This is a genomic window from Solimonas fluminis (assembly GCF_002930645.1).
Taxonomy (GTDB): domain Bacteria; phylum Pseudomonadota; class Gammaproteobacteria; order Nevskiales; family Nevskiaceae; genus Solimonas_A; species Solimonas_A fluminis.
Window position 1 is genome coordinate 118636 of the sequence record NZ_PSNW01000006.1, and the last position, 20511, is coordinate 139146.

Consider the following 20511-nt stretch of genomic DNA (forward strand, 5'->3'; position numbering starts at 1 on the left):
GGTGCCGCCATCGTATCGCCTAGGGCGCGATCTTCTCCATCATCTGCGGCAGCGCCCACTCGAAGCCGTCGAGGAAGCAGGGCCAGTCGTGGTAGCCCGGACCGTAGAACAGCGTGCGCGTGTCCACGCCGGCCGCCTGCGTGGCCTGTGCCAGGCTCATGCTCTGCAGCAGCACCAGCGGCTCGATCAGGTAGTAGGGCGGCGCAACCGCGCCATGCGGCCCGCCGGGCAGGCCATTGCCGCTGCTGATCAGGATGCGCATGCCGGCCATCCCGGCGACATTCGTGCCGGGGTCCTGCTCCTGCCAGCGGGACCAGTTCGTCAGCGGGTCGCCCCAGATCGGGCCGTCGGGCGTGCCGGCGACGGGATTGCCGAGGAAGCTGTAGAGCGCGCTGACCCGGTCCAGGTGCAGGAAGTCCACCGGCGAGGAGAAGGATGCGGCCGCCTCGAACAGGCCCGGGTGCCTGGCCGAGTAGATCATCGAGCCGTAGCCGCCCATGGAGGGTCCGGCGATGGCGCGATGCCCGTCACCCAGCCCTCGCAGTCGCTGCTCGACGAAGGGCATCACCACGCCGATGTGGTAGGTCTCCCACTGGAAGGAGCCGTCCTGCCAGTCGGAGTACCATCCGGCATGGCCGCCGCCGCCATCCGGCATGACCGCGATCACCTCCAGGTCCTTCAGGTATTCCATCGCCCGGCCCCGGCGCGTCCAGGATGTGTAGTCGCCCGGCGCGTCGTGCAGCAGGTAGAGCAGGGGGTAGCGCTTGCCGGAAACGGCGTAGCTCTCGGGGACGATCACGCGCACGCGGTTGTCGGTGACGGTCACGCCCTCCGGCAGAGGCACGGCGAACTCGAAGCAGCGCGGCGCCGGGCAGGCGTCGTCGTCCACGGCGTAGGCATCCCGCGGCAGGCCGTCCGCGCCCGGGCTGTCCCCGCCGCCGTCGCTGCTGCCGCAGGCTGCCAGCAGGGCGGCAGCCACCAGGCCTGAGGCCCTGGATATGGTTTTCATGTGATCCCCTCTCGCCGGGGATCATAGGACCGGGCGCATCCCGGGGGACTGGTAAATCCAGATGCCCCCCGCCGGAGGGGTCAGCTCTCGGAGCAGACCCCGGTCTCGCGCAGTTCCACCGTAGCCCATTCGACCGCCGGGCAGGCCTGGGCGATGGCCAGGGCCTGGTCGCGGCTGCAGTCCAGCAGGAAGAAGCCGCCGACCATTTCCTTGGCCTCCGCGAAAGGGCCGTCGAACTGGCGGCGCTGGCCATCCCGGGTCTCGATGCGCAGGGCCTGCCGGTGCGTGGGCAGCAGCGATTCGCAGGCCTTCAAAACGCCGCGTGCCTGCAGTTCGCCGCCGAAGCTTTCCATCAGCTGCTGGTGGCGTTGCTTCTGCTCCGCGCTGCGGCTGCTGCGCCAGCCGGGTTGCTCGATGATCAGCAGGACATGGGCCATGAACGGCTCCGGATGGGGGAGGCCGATCTTATACCGCTCGAGGGGGTGCTGTGCCGGGGAGCTAGCGCGCCTGCCGGATCGCCAGCACCGCCTGGTTGCGCAGCGTGTGCAGCAGCGACAGCGCCTTGTCGGAGACGGCGATGGCGCCCGGCCGGTCGGCATCGGCATAGATCATCGCGGCCGGGCTGCCGCGCACGCTCATCGGGAATACCAGGAAGCTGGGCGCGTCCACCTGTTCCAGGTACCAGGGCGGCAGGCGCGTGCGCACCTTGGCTTCGCCGGCGTCGCGGATCAGCACGTCGGAATCCTTGGCCAGGATCAGGTTGAACAGGTCCTGCCCCCCGAGCGTGAACTCGAAGCGCCGGGCCAGTTCGTCGCAGCCGCTGCCGAAGCCGAAGCGTCCGCGCATGATCGGGCGGTGCTCGTCGCGCAGGCACATCAGCACGCGCCGCACCCGCGTCGCGCGGTACACCGTCTCGGCGACGATCCGCAGCAGGTCCGCCAGCGGCAGGTCCTCCAGCAAGGCCTTGCTGATGTCCTGGATGCCGGAGGCGAGGATGGCCTCGGCGTCGCCCGCGGCTTCCAGCGCGGCGGCCGCCGTGTCGTCCACGCGCAGCTCGCAGGTCGCCGGCGGGATCGCCGCGGACGGCGGCGCATCCGAAAGCTTCTGGCCGATGCGGCTGCGCGCAAGGTCGATGCCCAGCGTGCCGGACAGGTCCGCCAGTCCCAGGGCGGCACGCCGGAAGGCCTCGCCCAGTTCGCGCTCGCCCAGGCCCAGGCTGCTGTGGAAGCGCGCCGCCAGGGCCGTCATCGTGCTGCCGCGGTCGCCGCCCGCGTCGAGCATCGCGCAGGCCTCGCCGGCGCAGGCGCTGAGCAGGCGCAACTGCTCCTCCGCGGAGCGTGCCGCCGCCGGCTTGCCCTCCGGCAGGCGCTGCATGCTGTGGATGATCGGCTCGGGGAACCCCCAGCTGCGCGCCACGCCGATGCCGAGGTCCTGGTAGCTGATGCCCAGCACGCGCAGCGCGGCGGCATCCGGGGTGCAGCCTTCGGCCGCCACCAGCTTGCCGATGGTCTCGGCCTCTTCCCAGAAATAATAGTGCGCCAGCAGCCGGCCCAGGTCGTGGAACAGGGCGCAGATGAAGGCCTCCTCGGCACGGCCCGGCAGCAGGCAGGCGCCCAGTTCGCGCGCCAGCATGCCGCCCAGGTTGCTGCGCAGGAACTCCTCGCGCAGCACCGCCGCCTGCTTGCGGTCGCCGATGTGCTCGAACAGCATCAGCGAGATGGCCAGGCTGCGCACGGTATCGAAGCCCAGCATCACGATGGCGCGCGAGACGGTGCGGATGCGCTCGCCGGAACGGTTCGGGTAGTAGGCCGAGTTGACCAGCCTCAGCATCTTGTTGGTCAGCGCGAAGTCCTTGAGGATCGCATTGGACAGCTTCTGGACATCCGCCTTGTCCGACGCGGCCAGTCGCTGGATCGCGTTGATGGCACTGGACATGGCGGGGAAGTCGCTCTTGACCTTCATGCGCCGCAGCAGGAACTCCAGCGTGCTCTGCCGGCCGCCGTCGCCGGCATCCGCCACGGCCGGCTTCAGGTAGGCCTGCAGCGCTTCGCGCATCTGCGCGGCGCTGGCGTAGCGCAGCGCCGGCTCCCGTGCCGCGGCCTTGGCGACGATGTCCTGCAGCCGTGGGTCCACCGCCGGCTCCGCCGGGAACTGCAGCGGCATGTTGGCCAGCTGGTGGATCGCCTGGAGCGCACCGTCGCCCTGCACGGCGCGACGTCCGCTGAGCATCTCGTAGAGCACCAGTCCGGCGGCGAAGATGTCGTACTGCGGGCCCGCCTGGCGCGTGTGCACGTACTCGGGCGCCATGTAGGCCGGCGTCCCCACCAGGCCCTCGTCGGTGCCGCCCGCTGCGCGGCTGGCGATGCCGAAGTCCATCACCCGCGGCTTGCCGTCCGGCTCCACCAGGATGTTGCTGGGCTTGAGATCGCGGTGGACGATACCCTGCGCATGGGCCTGTTCCAGTGCCTCCAGCACGCCCACCATCAGTTCCGCCGCCCGTCGGGCCGGCAGGGCGCCCTGCGCCAGCTGCTGCTGCAGGGTCTGGCCCGCCACGTATTCGAACACCAGGTGCGGCTGGCCGTCCTGCTCGCCCATGTCGAAGATCGGCACGATATTGGGGTGGCGCAGGCGGCTGACGTGGCGCGCCTCGGCCTGCGGCCGGGCCGCCGGCCCGCCGCGCGAAGGCAGCAGACGCTTGATGGCGACCTCCCGCTGCAGGTCCGGGTCCCAGGCCAGGTAGACACGGCTTTGCGCACCCTGCCCGAGCAGGCGCCGAACCTCGAACTTGCCGATTGTCTGGCCCATGGTGGCCCATCTATCGGCCAGGGTGAGCGGAACTTCAGTCCCGGCGGACGAGCGGCAGGGCCCCGGCTATAGTGCCGCCTTTCCATCACCCGGCTGCCCCGCATGCCCGCCAAGAACCCGACGACCCTGCACGCCTTCCGCGACGACCTCCTGGCCGACCATGACGCGGTGGCGCTGGCGCGCCTGATCCGCCGCGGCGAACTGGACGCGCGCGAGGTGACGGCGGCCGCCATCGCCCGCGCGCAGGCGGTGGGCGCGCTCAATGCCGTGGAATACGAGGCCTACGAACTGGCCCTGAAGCGGGTGCCGCGGGCCGGCGTCTTCGGCGGCGTGCCCACCTTCGTCAAGGACAATACCGACGTCGCCGGCATGCCCACGCGGCATGGCTCGGACGCCGTGCCCCCGCGGCCGGCAACGGCCGACGGCGCTTTCGCGAAGCAGTACCTGGCGCAGGGCTTCACCTTGCTGGGCAAGAGCCGGCTGCCGGAGTTCGGCTTCAGCGCCAGCACCGAGTTCCTGCGCCGGGAGCCTACGCGCAACCCCTGGCACACGGAGTATTCCAGCGGCGCTTCCTCCGGCGGCGCGGCCGCCCTGGTGGCGGCGGGGGTGGTGCCCATCGCCCATGCCAACGATGGCGGCGGGTCCATCCGCATTCCCGCCGCCTGCTGCGGCCTGGTGGGCCTCAAGCCCACGCGCGGCCGCTTCATCGATGGCGAGCAGGCCCGCAGCCTGCCGGTGAATATCGTCTCCGAGGGCGTGGTCACGCGCAGCGTGCGCGATACCGCCCACTTCTTCGCGGGCATGGAAGGCACCTGGCGCAACGGCAAGCTCAAGCCCGTCGGCCTGGTGGAAGGTCCGGGCAGGCGCGGCCTGCGCATCGGTTTGGTGCTCGACTCCATCAGCGGACATGCCACGGACGAGCAGACGCGTGCCGCCGTGAATGCCACCGCAAGGCTGCTGGAGAGCCTCGGCCACCGCGTGGAGGAGATGCCGCTGCCGGTGAAGCCGTCCTTCGCCGGCGACTTCAGCCTCTACTGGGGCATGCTGGCCTTCTCGGTCACCCGTTTCGGGCACAAGCTGATCGCGCCGGGCTTCGACGCCTCGCAGGTCGACAACCTCAGCCGCGGCCTGGCCGGCATGTTCCGCCGCCAGATCCACCGCACGCCGCTGATGCTCTATCGCCTGCGCAAATCCTGGGATGATTACGCCCGCGTGATGAAGCAGTACGACGCCGTGCTGTCGCCGGTGCTGGCGCACGTGACGCCCAGGCTGGGGCACCTGTCGCCGAAGCAGGAATTCGAGCCCCTGTTCCAGAACCTGCTGCGCTATGTCGCCTTCACGCCGCTGAACAATGCCAGCGGCAGCCCCGCTGTCTCGCTGCCGATGGGCACCAGCTCCGAGGGCCTGCCGATCGGCGTTCAGCTCTCGGCCGCGCATGGCGACGAACGCACGCTGCTGGAACTGGCTTACGCGCTGGAGGAGGCGCAGCCCTGGCGGCGCATCCAGGACCTCAAGGCGGCGCCGAAGCGGAAGCAGCCGGCCTCGGCTGCCTGAGGGGGCGTCTCTTGCAGGAGCCGGCAAGCCGGCTCCTGCAGAAAGCCGCGCGTGACTCTCTACGGCGTGAAATTCATCTCCACGCCCGCGAACCAGCTGCGGTCCGGTGCCGGCTCGAAGAAGCGGTTGTTGCCCTCGTTGACGATCACCGAACCGGCGTAGGTCTTGTCCAGCAGGTTGTCCACGCGTACGAAGGTGCCGAAGCTGCCGCGGCCGTGGGGCCGCATCCAGGCCAGGCGTGCATTGACCACGCGATAGGACTCGGTCTGGTCGTCATTGCGGTCATTGACCGCAATGCTGCCGGCATGGCGGACGTCCACCGCGGCCGACCAGCCGGGCAGGGCGCGGCGCCAGGCCAGTTCGGCCCAGGCGTTGTGGCGTGCGATGCCGGGCACGCGGTTGCCCTTGCTCACCGGGTTCGTCGCCCCTCCTGCGAAGTACTCGAAGTCCTCGTCGAACTCGGCATCGATGTAGTCGGCCGCCAGCTGCAGCGACCAGTCGCCGGCGAGCTTCAGCGCCAGCCCGGCCTCGGCGCCGCGCCGCTGCGTATCCGCGTTCTGGAAGCTGGCGCGTCCGCCGCTGTTGCGTGCCGGCACGATGTCGTCCTCGGCGCCGGTGTCGAACAGCGCCAGCGTGAACAGGCCGCCGCGCGGCAGGGCGCGTTTCCAGCCCAGCTCGAAGGTCTGGCTGCGGGCGGCACGCAGGCCGAGATTGAGGCCGCTGCTGCCGTCCGGCTTGTAGGACAGTTCGGTGAAGGTCGGCGTCTCGAAGCCGCGGCCCCAGCTGCCGTAGACGCTGCTGGCCGCACTCCAGGCGTAGCGTAGCGCCAGCGCCGGCGTGGTGGCGCTGTAGCGCTTGTCGCCGCTGTCGTCGATGTTGGCGCCGACGACGTAATGGTCGTCCGACTCGAACGCCACCTCGCTGCGGCGCAGCGCGCCCAGTACGCTCCATCGTTCCGACAGGGCCCAGTCCGCGGACAGGAACTGGTCGAAGCTGTCGACCTGGTTGTCCTCGTCGCGGCGCAGCGCGCCGAGCACGCCGGTGGTGGCGCCGACGAAGTTCTCGTAGCCCTTGCGGTTCTCCTTCAGCGACTGGAATTGCAGGCCGGCGCTGAGCGTGCCGTGCGGCAGCTTCCAGTTGTAGCGGCCGTCGCCGCCATAGCCCTCGCGCTCCAGGTCGATCACGCCGCCGGAGTTCTGCGGCTGCGTCTGCTGCACGCTGACCGGGATCGACTGGAACTGCTGCACGGCGCGCGAGCTGCCGTAGGCCACCAGTTCCAGGCTGTCGCCGCCGGCCAGCTGCTGCTCGTAGCGCAGGCCGCCGATGCGGTCGTTGAGGCTCTTGCGCGTATTGAAGGTGGTCGCCGCCGCATCCGCCTGGCGCGGGTCGGCTTCGTACTGCGCCCGGGTGAGGCCCAGCGGGTCCTGCGCGTCGGGCTGCGACAGGCTGTTGAACACCAGGCCCAGGCGCCTGGTTTCGTCGATCTGCCAGCTGGCGGTCGCCGCCACCTGGTCGCGCCTGGCTGCGCTGTGCTCGCGGTAGCCGTCGGTCATGAAGCGCAGGCCCTCGATGCGGTAGCCCAGCTTGCCGTCCAGAGCCTGCCCGGCCGCCGAGGCCGAGGCGCGCCAGGTTTCGTCGCTGCCCATCACCAGCCGGCTGCCGAAGCTCAGCGCGGCCGGCGGCGGTGCCGAGAAGGCGGCGATCACGCCGCCCGAGGCGTTGCCGTAGGGGTAGGCCAGGGGGCCGCGCAGCACCTCCACGTGATCCAGCGAGGTTACCGACAGGCTGGAGGGCTGGCCCTGGCCATCCGGCGCCGTCAGCGGGATGCCGTCCAGCCGCAGCTGGATGCCGCGCACGCCGAAGCTGGAGCGCGCGCCGAAGCCGCGGCTCTGGATCTGCAGGTCCTGCGCATAGTTCTGGCGGTTGCGCACGGTCAGGCCCGGCACGCGCACCAGGCTTTCGGAAAGTCCGATGCCGGGCTGCGTCCAGGCCAGGTCCTCGGCATCGACGCGGCCGATCGCGGCGGGCGCCTCCAGTTCGGGACGCGGCGAGGGCAGGCCGCTGACCACCACCGGCGGCAGGGGCACCGCTGCTTCTTCGGCGAGGGCGGAGGACAGGGGCAGGGGCAGCAGGCCGAGGGCCAGCAGGGGGCGCAGGGAACGGTAGTGCATGCCGAATCCTAACCCGCGTCCGCCGGCCGGGTTCTACCCTGAAGGCAGTATCACTGTGCTGGTGCGGCGGGTCCGCAATGCCTCTCCGGCAGCGCGCAGCGGATATCGCCCGAGCAGTACCAGCGTTCGCGGCGTTCCAGTACCAGCGGCTTGCCACCCTCGGCGGACACCACGGCCTGCTCGCGCGGCGCGTCATGGCCGCAGCGGATGTCCGTGATCGCGGGGTCGCCCAGGTCGCGGCAGTAGCGCCCGGCCTCCGTCTCCAGCAACTCGCGGGCATGTGCCTCGGACCTGAAGCTGATGAAGCCGCCGGAGCGGCCCTGCTTGACGGTCTCGGTGCAGTTCGCAGGCGTGGCCGCCAGCGCCGGCAGGCAGGCCAGGCCGAGCAGCAGCGTCAGGGCGCGGAGAGGGACGGGCATGGGGGAACTCCGGAGGGCGCGACAAGCCAATCTAAGGCCTGCCGCCGGTCATTTCTACCGCAGTCGGGGGATGAACCGGGCGGGGTGCCGGGCCCATGCTTCAAAAACATTGTTATAGAAATGTTTCTGTACAAGAATCGCATCCATGAGAGAGCCGCCGGCCGCGGCGCACCGAGAGAGGGGACAAGACAGATGGATACCGACAACCGGAAGGGCGGAGACCTGAATGCCAAGGCCGAGACCCTGCGGCGCAGTTCCGCCGCCACGGCGCAGCGCAACCTCCTGACCATCCCGCGCCATGCGGACGGCTCGCCGCGCTACGCGCGCGGCTGGCACATGGTCGGCTGGAGCGACGAGTTCCCCCAGGGGGAGCCGGTGCCCCGCGACTACTTCGGCATGCGCCTGGCCTTCTTCCGCGGCGAGGACGGCAAGGTCCGCTGCCTGGACGCCTTCTGCCCTCACCTGGGCGCCGACCTCTCCGCCGGCAAGGTCCTGGGCAACGAGCTGCAGTGCCCGTTCCACAACTGGCAGTACCACGGCGACACCGGCAAGTGCGTGAAGATCCCGTACTGCGCCAGCATCCCGGCCCGCGCCAAGACCCGTGCCTTCAGGACGCTGGAGATCAACGACACCGTGCTGATCTGGTTCGATCCCGAGGGCGGCGAGCCGGACTACGACATCCTGCCGCTGGAGGACTACCGCGCCAAGGGCTGGACCCAAGGCTGGCGCCGCTTCCAGATCACCATCAAGACGCATCCGCGCGAGGTGATCGAAAACACCGTCGACAAGGGCCACCTGCTGCCGATCCACGGCTACGACGTGGACACCTGGCTGCCGGTCTGGGACGGCCACATGACCGGCGAGCTGATGTGGGGCAAGCACACGCGCCTGGCGGCTGACGCGCAGGACGACAAGCTCTATGTGCGCTCGCTGACCTTCGGGCCGGCCTACCAGTACACCTGGCAGACGCAGGATTCCAAGATGTTCGACTCCGCGATCCTCACCGCCTGGTGTCCGATCGACGAATACACCATCGAGTACTGGTTCGGCGTGATCGTGAAGGCCAACTCCAACCAGTTCCCGCCCGAGCACCTGGAAGCCGCCGCCCAGGGCTATTGCGAGGCCTCGTACCAGGCCTTCATGGAGGACGTCTACATCTGGGAGCGCAAGCTGTTCCGCCCGGAGCCGACGCTCTGCGCATCCGACGGACCGATCGCCAAGCTGCGCCGCTGGTACTCGCAGTTCTACACCGACCGCGCCGAGGTCGACACCCGCCTGTTCCACAACAGCAACCGGAAGTGGACCGTGCACGACCTGCGCGACAACATGCAGGCCGTGCTCGCCGAACAGGAAACCTGAGGGGCGCCGGCCGGAGGAGAAAACCATGAGTCGCTACGACCGCAAGAAGGGTGTGGAGCTGTTCAACGAGGTCTACTGCGGCAAGGTGCCGCTGCCGGCCGGGGAGGGCCAGAGTCCGTTCATCGACTACATGCTGGAAACCCTGTTCGGCACGCTCTGGGCCGACGGCACCCTGTCCATCCGCGACCGGCGCCTGCTGCTGATCGGCGCCATCGCCGCGCAGGGCGAGGCCAGCACACTGGCGATCCAGTTGCGCTCCGCGCTGCTGCGCGGCGAACTGACGCCGGAACAGCTCGATGCCGTCGCGGTGTTCCTGACGCAGTACGTCGGTTATCCCAAGGGTTCGCAGCTGTTCCAGGTCTGCAATGGCGTCAAGGCCGAAGCGCAACAGAAGCAAGGGACCCCATGACCACCGCTACCGCTTCCGCGGCTTCTTCCGGGCGCATTCCCGGCTACTGGTTCTCGCAGAACCCCGACAAGGCCTGGGGCGAGAAGTTCTTCCTGAGCTTCCTGCCGGTGTTCCTGGTGTTCAACGGCGTGGTGCAACAGATGGGCTGGCTCGACACCGGCAACTTCTGGAACATCACGCAGAACTTCCTGATGTGGGTGCCCTACTGCCTGCTGCTGCCCTGGTGGCTGCGCCGCAACAGCGGCGTCCCGGCCACGCAGAGCTATTGGTTCAAGTTCAACGTCTACATGGCGGTCTACGTGTTCTGGTGCACGTACTTCCATACCGAATACTTCTTCTCGGTGCTGGGCATCCGCTATCGCTTCCCCGAGGTGACGCTGTACTTCGATTCCGCCCTGCTGGGGCCGGCCGAAGCGACGGCGCGCGAGACCTTCCAGAAGGTCCCGCCGAGCATGTACCTCAATGCCATCGCCTTCTTCGTGGTCTATCACACCTGCTCGGTGGTGATCATGCGCCGCGTGCGCAGCCTCACGCCGAATGCCTCGCCGCTGCTGCGCAAGCTGCTGTGGTGCCTGACGGTGGCCGTCACCGCCTTCTTCTTCGCCTGGGCCGAGACCTTCTTCTACGTCACCGAGGGCATCAAGCAGCATGTCTGGTACGTGGACATGACGCGCATGCTCAGCATCGGCTCGGTCTGCTACATGCTCTATTTCCTCGTGAGCTTCCCCAATGTCTACCGCCTGGACGAGGAGGCGGGCGGCGAGCGCTGGAGCGTCTACCGCGCCGCCATGGAGGCCTCGGCCGTCAGCATGGTGATCCTGTTCCTGCTGGACCTGTTCGCCTGGGTCTACGGACCCATCGTCTAAGCCGATGATTCAATGGGAGAGCAGGGCCGGGGAAACCCGGCCCTGTTGTTTTTGGCTAATTTCGAGAATATATTCGCAAAACAGTTCTCGTATTGAGGCGAAACCCGGGACATGAGCGGCGCAGCGATCAAGGCGGGCAGGGGACAGGCAGCGGCGCCGCGCGTCGGCCGGCCGCCCAGCGTCACCGTGCCCCAGATCGTGGCCGTGGCGCTGGAATTGGGCCTGGACAACCTGTCGCTCAAGCAGCTGGCGGACCGGCTCGGCATCGGGCTGGCGACGCTATACCGCCACGTCGGCACGCGCGACGAACTGTTGCGCCTGGCCAGCTTCGAGCTGATGCTGCGCCGCCAGGCGCCGGCGGCGGAGTCCGCCCACTGGTCCGAGGTGGCGCTGCAGTACGCCGAAACCCTGCTGCAATCCTTCATCGCCGAGCCGCAGCTGATCACCGAACTGCAGCGCGGCCGCCTCGGCCCGCATGTCGAGGTGGACCTGCTGGAGAAGTTCCTGGGCGTCATCACGCGGCATGGCTTCAGCATCGACGAGGGCGTGCGCCTGTTCCACGCCATCGGCACCGTGGTGGTGGGCACCGCCACCGGCATGACCGGCAACCGCGCCGCCGAGGCGGCCGGGGAATCCTGGAAACTGGAGACGCGCCGCGTGCTCGGCGCGCGCGACGACGACGAGCTGCCCCTGGTGCGCCGCGCCTATCCGCAGTTCATCGACCCGGGCACCGCGCAATGGCAGTTCACCATCCGCAGCCTGCTGGCCGGCGTGGCCGCCGGGCGCGGCGAGGTGCTGCCGGCAGACCTGCTTTCGACACCAACGGCCGACAGAGCCGTGTCCATCACGCGCAAGGGCAGCGGCAAGCCCTGATCACACGAGGAGATTCGACATGAGCGCCAGCAACACGCCAGCCCGCATCGAGATCGACGGCAAGATCTTCAACCCCTATTCCCGCGACTTCATCCGCTCGCCCTGGGCCACCTGGGACCGGCTGGTGAAGGAATTCCCGGTGGCCTGGCACAAGGACCTCAGCATGTGGGTCGTCAGCAGCCACGATGCGCTGATGGACATGCTCAAGGACAACCGCTTCTCCACCAACTACAAGCACTGGGAATTCGCGCCGCCGCCCAAGCCGGTGGAGCAGCAGAACCACTTCGAGCGCGCCATCGACGCCGGCCTGTTCGCGGTGGACCCGCTGCAGCACCTGCGCCTGCGCAAGCTCACCATGCCGGCTTTCTCCAAGCCGGTGATGGGCAAGATCGACGCCAAGATCCGCGACCTGATCACGCAGTGCTTCGACGAGATCGGCACCCCCGACCAGTTCGACGCCTTCAGCATGATCGCGGAGAAGCTGCCGGTGCGCTCCATCGCGCGCATGGTCGGCGTGCCGACCAACATGGAAAGCTTCTTCCATGACTTTGCCGTCAATGTGGTCAAGTCCACCCGCATCAACCTGCCGCTCAAGGAGCGCGAGAAGGCGATGCAGGACACCCTGCCGGGCTTCCAGTACTTCCTGGACCTGATCAAGGAACGCCGCGCGCTGCCGCACCCGGGCGAGGATTTCGTCGGCCAGCTGGTGGCGGCCTCCGACAACGGCGATTCGCTCAACGACTACCAGATCGTCTCGGTGATCCAGGCCGTGATCGTGGCCGGCTCCGACACCGCCACCGACCTGCACACCTATGCCATCCAGGGCCTGCTGTCGAATCCCGACCAGTACCAGCTGCTGCGGCAGAAGCCGGAGCTGATGGAGAACGCCATCATCGAGTTGCTGCGCTACGGCGCCTTCGGCAAGACCCCGCAGTTCCGCTTCGTCTCCGAAGACCTGGAGTGGCGCGGCCAGCAGTTCAAGAAGGGCCAGTCGGTGCTGATCAACCTCACGGCCGCCTGGATGGACGATTCCAAGTGGGAGAACCCGCGCAAGCTCGACATCCAGCGCCGCCTCGACGGCAATCTGGTGTTCGGTGCCGGCGCCCACTTCTGCATCGGCACCTACCTGGTGCGAGTGCAGGGCGGCCTGATGATCCAGGAGCTGATGAAGCGCTTCCCCAACGCCGAACTGGTCAACGGCAACGGCGACGTGGAGTACGACTACAACCACCACAACGCGCGGCGCATCAACCGCCTGCTGGTGAAGACCAACGTCGAAGCGGCACGCAAGGCGGCCTGATCCCGCACGGAAAAGTGGGTGAGGCCTCGCAGGCGATGACTAAATGTCATCGCCTGCGGGGCCGAATGCCAGGCCCTGGATGGCCGGGCAGGGGCTTATTCAGATGGCCACGGTCGCGCCTTGGACGGCGTCACCATTTTTTGAAGGCATCGCATGGAAAAGTGGATCTGCGTGATTTGCGGCTACATCTATGACCCGGCGGTCGGCATGCCCGATGCCGGCATCGCGGCAGGTACCCGCTTCGAGGATCTGCCGGAGGACTGGATGTGTCCGGAGTGCGGTTCGCCGAAGTCGGCGTTCGAGGTGTATGTCGGCTGATAACAGCCGCCAACAATAGTCAGCCCTTGGGGACGGTGCCTGCGGGTCGCCGTCCCTTCTTTTTGCCCGAAGGAAACGAAAGCAGCCCATGCGGGAGCGGGCTCCCGCGATCTTCGGCTTGCAGCGGCAAAGGATTGCGAGACCGCTCCCGCGGGCAATGCGCTAGCCGTCTTTCTTCTGCAGGACTTCGCGGACCGCCTGGAACAGCTCGCGGTAGTACGGGCCCTTGCTGCCGCCGCGGCCATGCTCCTCGTCGTCCGCCAGTTCATGGCGCGCGCGTTCGACCAGCTTGCGGAAGGCCGGCGTGTCGCTGGCAGGGTAGGCTTCCAGCCAGGCCGCCAGGCCCTTGTCGTCGGCCAGCAGGCGCTGGCGCCAGCGCTCCAGTTCCTGCAGGGTCTGCACCGCACGCGTCTGGCCCTGCTTGTAGTCGGCCAGCGCACGCTGGAAGGGCTCGGGATCCTCGTCGCGCAGCAGCTTGCCGATGAACTGCATGTGGCGCCGGCGCGCCTCGCCGTTCTTCAGGCGCTTGAGTTCGACGAAGGCCTCGCGCAGGCGCTCGTCCATCTCCAGCGCGTCGAGTCGCTCCTGCGGCAACTCGCCCAGCGCGGTGCCCATCTCCTGCAGGCCCAGCATGTCGCGCTTCACCTGCGACTTGCTGGGGCCGGCGTAGAACTCGTCGGGATTGAAATCGGGGTCTTTGCGGCGGCGCATGATCGGACGGAAGGAAAGCAATGGGTCATTTTAGCCGGGTGCGGCCGGCTCCCGCTTGTGGGAGGCTTTGCGCCCCATGAGGAGAGAGCGGACATGAAGCGGATCGCGGCACTGCTGCTGGCCCTGTGGCTGGCCGCCTGCGGCGGCGGCAGCCAGGCCCCCGGCGGGGCCGGGGTGCTGCCCAAGGCCTGGCCGGCCTCCGGCCCCGGCGAGGATCCGCCGCCGGCGCCGCCCGTGGTCGAGGCCCTGATGGGCCGCCTGGACCTGCTGCCGGCCCTGCTGCCGCCGGCCGTGGCCACCACGCTGTTCGATCCGCTGATCACCGGCGTCACGGTGCGCGACCTGACCGACCCGGCCCTGGTCGCCTTCACCGTGCGGGCCACCCTGGCCCAGCTGCTGGGCCCCAAGCCGGCCGAGATCTTCCACTGGTACGGCCACCCGGACTACAACCACGCCGTGGCCCAGGTCCCCGTGCATTTCCAGAACCGCCACGGCACGAGCCTGTACGGCGAGATCGTGCTGCCGCGGCGGGGCCAGGTTCCCCCCTCCGACGGTCCGTTCCCGGCGATCCTGGTGCTGGAAGGGCAGAACACCAACCTGGCGATGTACCGCTGGTGGCACCAGCTCTATGCCGATGCCGGCTATCTCGTGTTCGCCTTCGACTTCAGCGGGCAGGGGCACTCGGAGGACGAGGCCGAGGGCGACCCCGGCGACAACGTGCACGACGCCCAGGATGCGCTGGACTACCTGCTGGAGCGCTCTCCGGTGGCCGGCGCGGTGGACCGCCGCCGCATCGGCGTGGTCGGTCACAGCATGGGCGCCATCGCCAGCCTCGGCCTGCAGGCGGTGGAGCCGCGCATCCACGCCGCGGTGGCGGCGGCACCGATCAGCGAATCCTCGGCCCCCTTCGACGCCAACCCGGTGCCGGTGATGATCCAGACCGGCGACCACGACGGGCCGGTGGCGCCGATCCCGGTGGTCAACCCGGCGGTGGTGAGGCCGGTCTACGACAAGCTGCAGGGCGACCGCGCCTTCATCGTCGCCGATGCCTCCACCCATGCCCAGCACACCAACTACGCCCTGCTGCCGACCGCGAGCTGGGGGCTGGAACTGGCCGGGCGCTATTCCCTGGCCTGGATGGACTGGCATCTGCGGCGTGACCCGGCGGCCCTGGAAATCCTGCGCAGCCCGCATCCGCACCTCTCCTGGCTGTGGGACAGCGAGGTCCGGATTGGACCTGATTCAGTCGTCATGCGCGGTGCCGGGCCATTGCCCTAGCCACGGCTCCCCCCGGGCGCGGAATTACTACCGTGCGATTCGCGCAAACCCTTGAGAGGCCGTTGATATTCCTCCTCGCGCTGTACTACTCTTCCGGCAGTATTCCAGCGCCGTTTCTGCGTCCGTCTCCATGAGCGGCGCCGCTTCCGGCGACCGGGATGATCAAGTGCGGACCCTGGCGGGTCCGTCATATCAACGGGGTGAGGTGGTGGGCCAGCGGGACAGACCCGCGGTACCGCAAACCGGCGGCCATGCCGCGCAACAGGATTCGGGGAGTCATCTGATGGACAAGCGTGCCGCGACCGGTTTCGGCCTTCGGGCTCTCATCATCAGCATGCTGCTGGCGCTGGTCACGGCCTGCGGCGGCGGTGGCGGCGGCTCCGCGGCGGTGGTGCGCCTCCAGCTCGGCCCGGCTTCGCCGACGGTCGCCAAGGGCCTGACCGTGGACCTCACGGCGACGGCCATTCGCGACAACAGCCGCACCGACGATGTCACCGCTGAAGCGACCTGGACCTCGCTGACGCCGGGCGTGGCCAGCGTCTTCAAGGGCAAGGTGACCGGCCTGGCGGTCGGCACCGCCGAAATCCGCGCCAGCTTCGACGGTGTGCAGCAGTCCATCCAGGTTTCGGTGACGGCTGCCCGCATCGTCAGCCTGGCGGTGACGCCGAGCAACGCCAAGGTCGGCCTGGGCGCGACGCAGAAGTTCACCGCGACAGCCACGATGACCGACGGCAGCACTCCGGACGTCAGCGGCCTGGCCACCTGGAGCGTGCTCAATGAAGCAGGCACCGCGGCCAGCGACGTCGTGACCATCACCGGCAACGGCCAGGGCACGACCAACCGCATCGGCAAGGCCAAGATCCAAGCAGTCGTCGCCGCCGCCACCGCTCCGCTGGTGGACTTCGAGGTCATCTCGGCCCAGTTCAAGGAAATCCAGGTGGAGCCGGCCGCGCCGTCGATCCCCAAGGGCCTCACGCAGCAGCTGTCGGCCACCGAACTGCTGACCAACGGTACCCCGACGGTCGTCACCAACACCGCCACCTGGACCACGTCCAACGCGGCGATCGCCACGGTGGACAGCGAGGGCGCCGAGCGCGGCCTGGTGACGGGTCTGGAGCCGGGCACGGCCACCATCACCGCCACCACCGCCAAGGGCAGCCGCTCCGTGGTCGTGACCGTGGTCGATGCCACCCTGCAGTCGATCCAGGTGGAAACGGTGCCTGCCGGAAGCGGCCAGTTGCCCAAGGGCGGCTTCGAGCGCAAGTTCATCGCCACCGGCATCTTCAGCGACACCACCACCCGCGACCTGACCAGCCAGGCGCTGTGGACCTCGTCCGACGAAAGCATCGCCACCATCAGCAACGCCGACGCCACCAAGGGCATTGCCACCAGCACGGCGAATGCGGGCGACACCAACATCACCGCCAAGGTGGGCACGGTGACCAGCGCGGACTTCGCCCTGGAAGTCACCGACGACACCCTGGAGAGCATCGAGGTGACGCCGGCCAGCGCCGAGGTGGGCCTGGGCCAGACCCAGCAGTTCACCGCCACCGGCATCTTCGGCGGCGGGCTGCCCTCGCAGGATCTCACCAAGAAGGTGACCTGGAGCTCCGACGCCGAGGCCATCGCCACCATCAGCAACGCTGCCGACAGCAAGGGCCTGGCGATGACGCAGAGCATCAGCGACACGCCGGCCACCATCACCGCGAAGTTCGGCGACGTGGAGGGCAGCACCGACCTCACCGTCACCGATGCGGCGCTGCTGTCCATCGTGATCAGCCCGGATGACTCGGTCCTGCCCAAGACCTTTACGCGTGCCCTGAAGGCCACCGGCAGCTACAGCGACGGCAGCGTCAAGGACGTCACCGGCGAGGTGACCTGGAGCTCCTCCAGCTCCAGCATCGCCACCATCAGCAATGTCACGACCACCAAGGGCGTGGTCCGCGGCGGCTCGGCCGGCCAGGCCACCATCACGGCCACCAAGCGCCTGCCCAACGACGTGGTGGTCAGCGACACGACGCGTGTCATCGTGACCGATGCCGTGCTCGAGTCCATCTCGGTGACGCCGGCGACGCTGACCCTGCCGCTGGGCCTGGGCCAGGCCTTCGTGGCCACCGGCAGCTTCAGCGACGACTCGACCATGGACATCACGGAGCAGGTCACCTGGACCTCCGCCGATACCAACGTGCTGAGCATCAGCAACGCGGGCGGCACCAAGGGCCAGGCCGTGGCCAAGGCGCTCAGCACCTCCGTGGTGGTGACCGCGCAGAAGGACAGCCTGTCCGACACCGCGACGGTCCAGGTGACCAACCCGGCGGTCGAGACCCTGATCGTCAGGCCCGATACCCAGAGCTGCGCGTCGCCGGCCCCGGGCGAGGACGATTCGATCGACCTGCCGCTGCCGTTCAGCACCGGCCTGATCGCCTGCGCGAGCTACTCCGACGGCGTGGTGCGCAACGTGACCACGGAGGTCACCTGGAGCTCCACCGACAGCTCGGTGGTCACCGTCAGCAATGACTCGCCCACCAAGGGCGTCATCACCGCGGCGCGAGACACCATTGCCGCGGTGGCGGCGTCCCTGGGCGGCAAGACCGACTCCATCCAGGTCAAGGTGGTCGCTGCGACGCTCACGGCGATCACGGTGACGCCGGCGGACGTGGTGATCGTCAATGCCAGCGCGCCGGTCCAGTTCGTGGCCACCGGCAGCTTCACGGGCGACATCACGCTGAACATCACCCGCAACGTGACCTGGACGGTCTCGAGCAACACGGTGACGGTCAGCAATGAAGCCGGCAAGAACGGCCAGGTCAGCCCGGCCCGTTCGCCGACCTTCGCCCAGGATGTCACGGTCACCGCCACGCGCGGCACGATCAAGGGCGAGCAGACCTTCGAGCGTCGCGCCAATCCCGCGGCGGAATAAGCCACAGGCAGGAACAAAAGGCGGCCGCGTCAGCGGCCGCCTTTTTTCGTGGCCCCGGCCGTCTGGCGGCGGCTTTCGGGCAACGGCGGGGTCACGGCGGGTCTTCAGTCCCTCTCGAGCTTCTTCTTCAGCTGCCGGTCCATCTGACGGAACAGCGGCTGGCTCAGGCGCGTGACCACGCCCGGCAGCGCTGCCATCGCCAGTCCGCCGAGCGTGCCCAACGGGCTGCTGACGCGGGCCGGGCGCTTCGCCGCGGCTTCCACGATCCAGCCGGCCGCCTTCGCGCTGTCCATCATCGGCATGTGCTTGTAGATCGCCGTCTTCGAGGACATGGGCGTGCGCACCATCGGGAAATACACCACCGTGCAGCTCACGCCCTTGTGCGCCAGCTCGGCATTGAGCGAGCGAGAGAAGGACTCCAGCGCGCTCTTGCTGGCGAGGTAGGCGGAAAACAGCGGGATCGGCACCTGCGAGGACATCGTGGAGATGTTCACCACATGCCCGGCGCCCTGCTCCAGGAAGCGCGGCAGCAGCCGCAGCGTCAGGCGCAGGGCGCCGAAGTAGTTGAGCTGCATGGTGCGCTCGTAGTCGTGCACACGGTCCAGCGCCTCGCGGATCGGCCGTCGGATCGAGCGCGCCGCGTTGTTCACCAGCACGTCGATGCGCGGGTTCTCCGCCAGCAGGCGGTCGGCGCAGCGGTCCAGGTCCGCCGGGTCCGAGAGGTCGCAGGCGTAGCTTCGCGCCCAGCCGCCTCCGGCTTCGATGGCCTGCTGCACGCGCTGCAGTTCCTCCTCGCGCCGCGCCACCAGGCAGAGCCGGGCACCGGCCTGCGCCAGCTGTCGGGCGGCTTCCTCGCCGATGCCGCCGGACGCGCCGGTCAGCACGATGGTCTTGCCCCGAAGGTCCATGGTCTCCTCCATGAGTGTTTTCCCCGAGTATCGGCCAAGGCGTCCGGGGCGGCATTGACCGCAGAAACAAGCCCGCCCACGCGCGCGGCAGAACCCGGCTGCCTGACCGCGGTCTACCGGGTATGAACGTGACGAGGATCTTCCTGCTGGTGGCCGGCCTCTTGGCGGCCGGCCTGAGGCCGTCTGCGGTACCGGCGGCGGACTGGGGCTTCGAGCTCGATCCGGAGGCGCTGGGGCGGTTCCGCCAGCAGGCGGAGGCCTATGCCGCGCCCCTGCTGCGCGACGCCATCCTGCGCTCGCGCCAGGAGGCCCTGTCGGCGGGGACGCAGCCGATTCCTCCGGCCATGCGCGAGCGGCTGCGCGGCTACTACCGCGACGATCTGCTGGACCGCGTGCGCTGGCGCAGCGGCGGCGGCAGCGAGATTTCCCTGCAGCTCCATGCGATCCAGTACGGCGACCGTGCCGCGATCACGCTGAACGAGGTGGTGGTGTTCGCGCGCGAGCCGGATGCCCTCGGCGATGCCGCCCTGTGGGCGCACGAGCTCTGGCATGTGGAGCAGTTCGGGCGCTGGGGCGTCGGCGGCTTCGCCGAGCGCTATGTCCGCGACTACCGCGCCGTGGAAGCCGAGGCCGAGCAGGCCGCCGCAGGCTACCTGAGCTGGCTGACCCGCCGACCGGTTCACAGCCGCGCCGCCGCAGCTTCGGGCAAGATCGCCGCGTCGATCCCGCCTCCGGAGCCGCCATGATCCCGCGTGTCCTGCTGTTGCTGTCCGCCCTGCTGCCGGCTGCCGCGCTGGCCCAGGTGGCCACCGAAGTGATCGAGCCGCGCCACCGGGCCGCGCTGGAACTGGTGCCACTGCTCGAGTCCGTCGGAGGACCTGGCAGCGTGAATGTCTACGACAACAAGCTGATCGTGCGCGCCACGCCTTCGCAGCTGGCCGAGATGCGCCAGCTGCTGGACCAGCTCGACCGTGCGGCGCGGCAGCTGATGATCTCGGTACGCCAGGGCGGCGTCGCGGAGCGTCGCGACCAGGGCGTGGGCTTCGCGGGCGTCTATCGTCGCGGCGACGGCAGCATCGTCGTGCCGGGCCCGGACGGGCGCGTACCGCGCGACGTCGAGCTGCAGGCCGGCGAGCGCCAGCGGCGCGACGACAGCGGCATCCGCCAGCAGGTTCGCGTGGAGGAGGGGCGCGAGGCGCGCATCTTCCTGGGCAGTTCCACGCCCCACGTGGTGCGCGAGCGTCTGCCCCACGGTGCGGTCGTGCAGCGCAGCGAGTACGTCGACAGCGGTTCCGGCTTCACCGTGCTGCCGCGCGTGCAGGGCGATCGCGTGCAGCTGGAAATCCAGGCGCAGCAGCAAATGCCGGGGCGCGGCGGGACCGTCGACTCGCGCAGCGCCGGCAGTGTCGTCAGCGGCCCGCTGGGCGAGTGGTTCGAGATCGGTGGCGCGGTCCAGCAATCCTCGTATGCCGGCAGCAGCCTGCTGGGGCGGGGCGAGGGCAGCCGCAGCAGCCAGAACAGCATCCAGGTCCGCGTCGACCTGCTGGACTGAGGCGGGACATCGCCGGTCGCGCTGCCGGAGCCCTGGCCCCGCTTTCCGTTGACGAGAAC

Annotated in this window: 18 protein-coding genes; 11 read left to right on the top strand and 7 right to left on the bottom strand. The window is 69.0% G+C overall.

Features of this window, described 5'->3' with window-relative positions; genetic code table 11:
- Nucleotides 1–19: 19 nt before the first annotated feature.
- From C3942_RS12330 to C3942_RS12340, 3 genes are all read right to left on the bottom strand, one after another.
- Nucleotides 20–1009, bottom strand: a complete 990-nt coding sequence (locus tag C3942_RS12330; protein ID WP_104230646.1) for an alpha/beta hydrolase — start codon at nucleotides 1007–1009, stop codon at nucleotides 20–22.
- Between the two features lie 80 nt (nucleotides 1010–1089).
- Nucleotides 1090–1446: a YciI family protein gene (locus C3942_RS12335; RefSeq protein ID WP_104230647.1), complete on the bottom strand. Its 357-nt coding sequence runs from the start codon at nucleotides 1444–1446 to the stop codon at nucleotides 1090–1092.
- 61 nt (nucleotides 1447–1507) lie between these two features.
- The gene (locus C3942_RS12340) at nucleotides 1508–3814 is read right to left on the bottom strand and encodes a serine/threonine protein kinase (protein ID WP_104230648.1); all 2307 of its coding nucleotides are present in this window, start codon (nucleotides 3812–3814) and stop codon (nucleotides 1508–1510) included.
- 102 nt (nucleotides 3815–3916) lie between these two features.
- Between C3942_RS12340 and C3942_RS12345 the strand changes: the two genes are divergently transcribed.
- Entirely contained in the window at nucleotides 3917–5368 is a 1452-nt protein-coding gene (locus C3942_RS12345; protein ID WP_104230649.1) for an amidase, read from the top strand.
- A 59-nt stretch (nucleotides 5369–5427) separates the two neighbouring features.
- Here C3942_RS12345 and C3942_RS12350 read toward each other — a convergent pair whose 3' ends face one another.
- Nucleotides 5428–7539, bottom strand: a complete 2112-nt coding sequence (locus tag C3942_RS12350; protein ID WP_104230650.1) for a TonB-dependent receptor family protein — start codon at nucleotides 7537–7539, stop codon at nucleotides 5428–5430.
- 50 nt (nucleotides 7540–7589) lie between these two features.
- A complete protein-coding gene (locus C3942_RS22305) occupies nucleotides 7590–7958 on the bottom strand; it encodes a hypothetical protein (RefSeq protein WP_165797435.1) in 369 nt (122 codons plus the stop codon).
- A gap of 192 nt (nucleotides 7959–8150) precedes the next feature.
- Between C3942_RS22305 and C3942_RS12355 the strand changes: the two genes are divergently transcribed.
- The 6 genes from C3942_RS12355 to C3942_RS12380 all read left to right on the top strand — a co-directional run bounded on the left by C3942_RS12355 (nucleotide 8151) and on the right by C3942_RS12380 (nucleotide 13083).
- Nucleotides 8151–9317 carry a 3-ketosteroid-9-alpha-monooxygenase, oxygenase component gene (locus C3942_RS12355; protein WP_165797436.1) on the top strand — a complete coding sequence of 389 codons (1167 nt, stop codon included), beginning with the start codon at nucleotides 8151–8153 and terminating at the stop codon, nucleotides 9315–9317.
- Between the two features lie 25 nt (nucleotides 9318–9342).
- Nucleotides 9343–9726: a carboxymuconolactone decarboxylase family protein gene (locus C3942_RS12360; RefSeq protein ID WP_104230652.1), complete on the top strand. Its 384-nt coding sequence runs from the start codon at nucleotides 9343–9345 to the stop codon at nucleotides 9724–9726.
- Entirely contained in the window at nucleotides 9723–10592 is an 870-nt protein-coding gene (locus tag C3942_RS12365; RefSeq protein WP_104230653.1) for a hypothetical protein, read from the top strand. The genes C3942_RS12360 and C3942_RS12365 overlap by 4 nt, the downstream gene beginning before the upstream one ends.
- Nucleotides 10593–10703: 111 nt before the next feature.
- Nucleotides 10704–11465: a TetR/AcrR family transcriptional regulator gene (locus C3942_RS12370; RefSeq protein WP_104230654.1), complete on the top strand. Its 762-nt coding sequence runs from the start codon at nucleotides 10704–10706 to the stop codon at nucleotides 11463–11465.
- Between the two features lie 19 nt (nucleotides 11466–11484).
- A complete protein-coding gene (locus C3942_RS12375; RefSeq protein WP_104230655.1) occupies nucleotides 11485–12765 on the top strand; it encodes a cytochrome P450 in 1281 nt (426 codons plus the stop codon).
- 153 nt (nucleotides 12766–12918) lie between these two features.
- Entirely contained in the window at nucleotides 12919–13083 is a 165-nt protein-coding gene (locus C3942_RS12380) for a rubredoxin (protein WP_104230656.1), read from the top strand.
- Nucleotides 13084–13245: 162 nt separating this feature from the next.
- On the opposite strand, the gene yjgA is transcribed toward C3942_RS12380, so the two are convergent.
- Nucleotides 13246–13794: a ribosome biogenesis factor YjgA gene (gene yjgA / locus C3942_RS12385; RefSeq protein WP_133164297.1), complete on the bottom strand. Its 549-nt coding sequence runs from the start codon at nucleotides 13792–13794 to the stop codon at nucleotides 13246–13248.
- A gap of 93 nt (nucleotides 13795–13887) precedes the next feature.
- Between yjgA and C3942_RS12390 the strand changes: the two genes are divergently transcribed.
- The gene (locus tag C3942_RS12390; protein ID WP_104230658.1) at nucleotides 13888–15072 is read left to right on the top strand and encodes an alpha/beta hydrolase family protein; all 1185 of its coding nucleotides are present in this window, start codon (nucleotides 13888–13890) and stop codon (nucleotides 15070–15072) included.
- Nucleotides 15073–15355: 283 nt separating this feature from the next.
- Complete coding sequence (locus tag C3942_RS12395) at nucleotides 15356–17992, top strand: Ig-like domain-containing protein (RefSeq protein ID WP_165797437.1); 2637 nt, start codon at nucleotides 15356–15358, stop codon at nucleotides 17990–17992.
- Between the two features lie 104 nt (nucleotides 17993–18096).
- Here the strand turns inward: C3942_RS12395 and C3942_RS12400 are convergent, their stop codons facing one another.
- Nucleotides 18097–18900, bottom strand: coding sequence for an SDR family NAD(P)-dependent oxidoreductase (locus tag C3942_RS12400; protein WP_104230810.1), 804 nt, complete (start codon nucleotides 18898–18900; stop codon nucleotides 18097–18099).
- 128 nt (nucleotides 18901–19028) lie between these two features.
- Between C3942_RS12400 and C3942_RS12405 the strand changes: the two genes are divergently transcribed.
- On the top strand, nucleotides 19029–19646 hold the full coding sequence (locus C3942_RS12405; protein ID WP_165797438.1) for an eCIS core domain-containing protein: 618 nt from the start codon (nucleotides 19029–19031) through the stop codon (nucleotides 19644–19646).
- Complete coding sequence (locus C3942_RS12410; RefSeq protein ID WP_104230661.1) at nucleotides 19643–20452, top strand: secretin N-terminal domain-containing protein; 810 nt, start codon at nucleotides 19643–19645, stop codon at nucleotides 20450–20452. The genes C3942_RS12405 and C3942_RS12410 overlap by 4 nt, the downstream gene beginning before the upstream one ends.
- Nucleotides 20453–20511 lie beyond the last annotated feature (59 nt).

Coding starts and splice junctions, on each gene's coding strand:
- C3942_RS12330 (WP_104230646.1), bottom strand. CDS start 1,009: ATGAAAACCATATCCAGGGCCTCAGGCCTGGTGGCTGCCGCCCTGCTG.
- C3942_RS12335 (WP_104230647.1), bottom strand. CDS start 1,446: ATGGCCCATGTCCTGCTGATCATCGAGCAACCCGGCTGGCGCAGCAGC.
- C3942_RS12340 (WP_104230648.1), bottom strand. CDS start 3,814: ATGGGCCAGACAATCGGCAAGTTCGAGGTTCGGCGCCTGCTCGGGCAG.
- C3942_RS12345 (WP_104230649.1), top strand. CDS start 3,917: ATGCCCGCCAAGAACCCGACGACCCTGCACGCCTTCCGCGACGACCTC.
- C3942_RS12350 (WP_104230650.1), bottom strand. CDS start 7,539: ATGCACTACCGTTCCCTGCGCCCCCTGCTGGCCCTCGGCCTGCTGCCC.
- C3942_RS22305 (WP_165797435.1), bottom strand. CDS start 7,958: ATGCCCGTCCCTCTCCGCGCCCTGACGCTGCTGCTCGGCCTGGCCTGC.
- C3942_RS12355 (WP_165797436.1), top strand. CDS start 8,151: ATGGATACCGACAACCGGAAGGGCGGAGACCTGAATGCCAAGGCCGAG.
- C3942_RS12360 (WP_104230652.1), top strand. CDS start 9,343: ATGAGTCGCTACGACCGCAAGAAGGGTGTGGAGCTGTTCAACGAGGTC.
- C3942_RS12365 (WP_104230653.1), top strand. CDS start 9,723: ATGACCACCGCTACCGCTTCCGCGGCTTCTTCCGGGCGCATTCCCGGC.
- C3942_RS12370 (WP_104230654.1), top strand. CDS start 10,704: ATGAGCGGCGCAGCGATCAAGGCGGGCAGGGGACAGGCAGCGGCGCCG.
- C3942_RS12375 (WP_104230655.1), top strand. CDS start 11,485: ATGAGCGCCAGCAACACGCCAGCCCGCATCGAGATCGACGGCAAGATC.
- C3942_RS12380 (WP_104230656.1), top strand. CDS start 12,919: ATGGAAAAGTGGATCTGCGTGATTTGCGGCTACATCTATGACCCGGCG.
- yjgA (WP_133164297.1), bottom strand. CDS start 13,794: ATGCGCCGCCGCAAAGACCCCGATTTCAATCCCGACGAGTTCTACGCC.
- C3942_RS12390 (WP_104230658.1), top strand. CDS start 13,888: ATGAAGCGGATCGCGGCACTGCTGCTGGCCCTGTGGCTGGCCGCCTGC.
- C3942_RS12395 (WP_165797437.1), top strand. CDS start 15,356: ATGGACAAGCGTGCCGCGACCGGTTTCGGCCTTCGGGCTCTCATCATC.
- C3942_RS12400 (WP_104230810.1), bottom strand. CDS start 18,900: ATGGACCTTCGGGGCAAGACCATCGTGCTGACCGGCGCGTCCGGCGGC.
- C3942_RS12410 (WP_104230661.1), top strand. CDS start 19,643: ATGATCCCGCGTGTCCTGCTGTTGCTGTCCGCCCTGCTGCCGGCTGCC.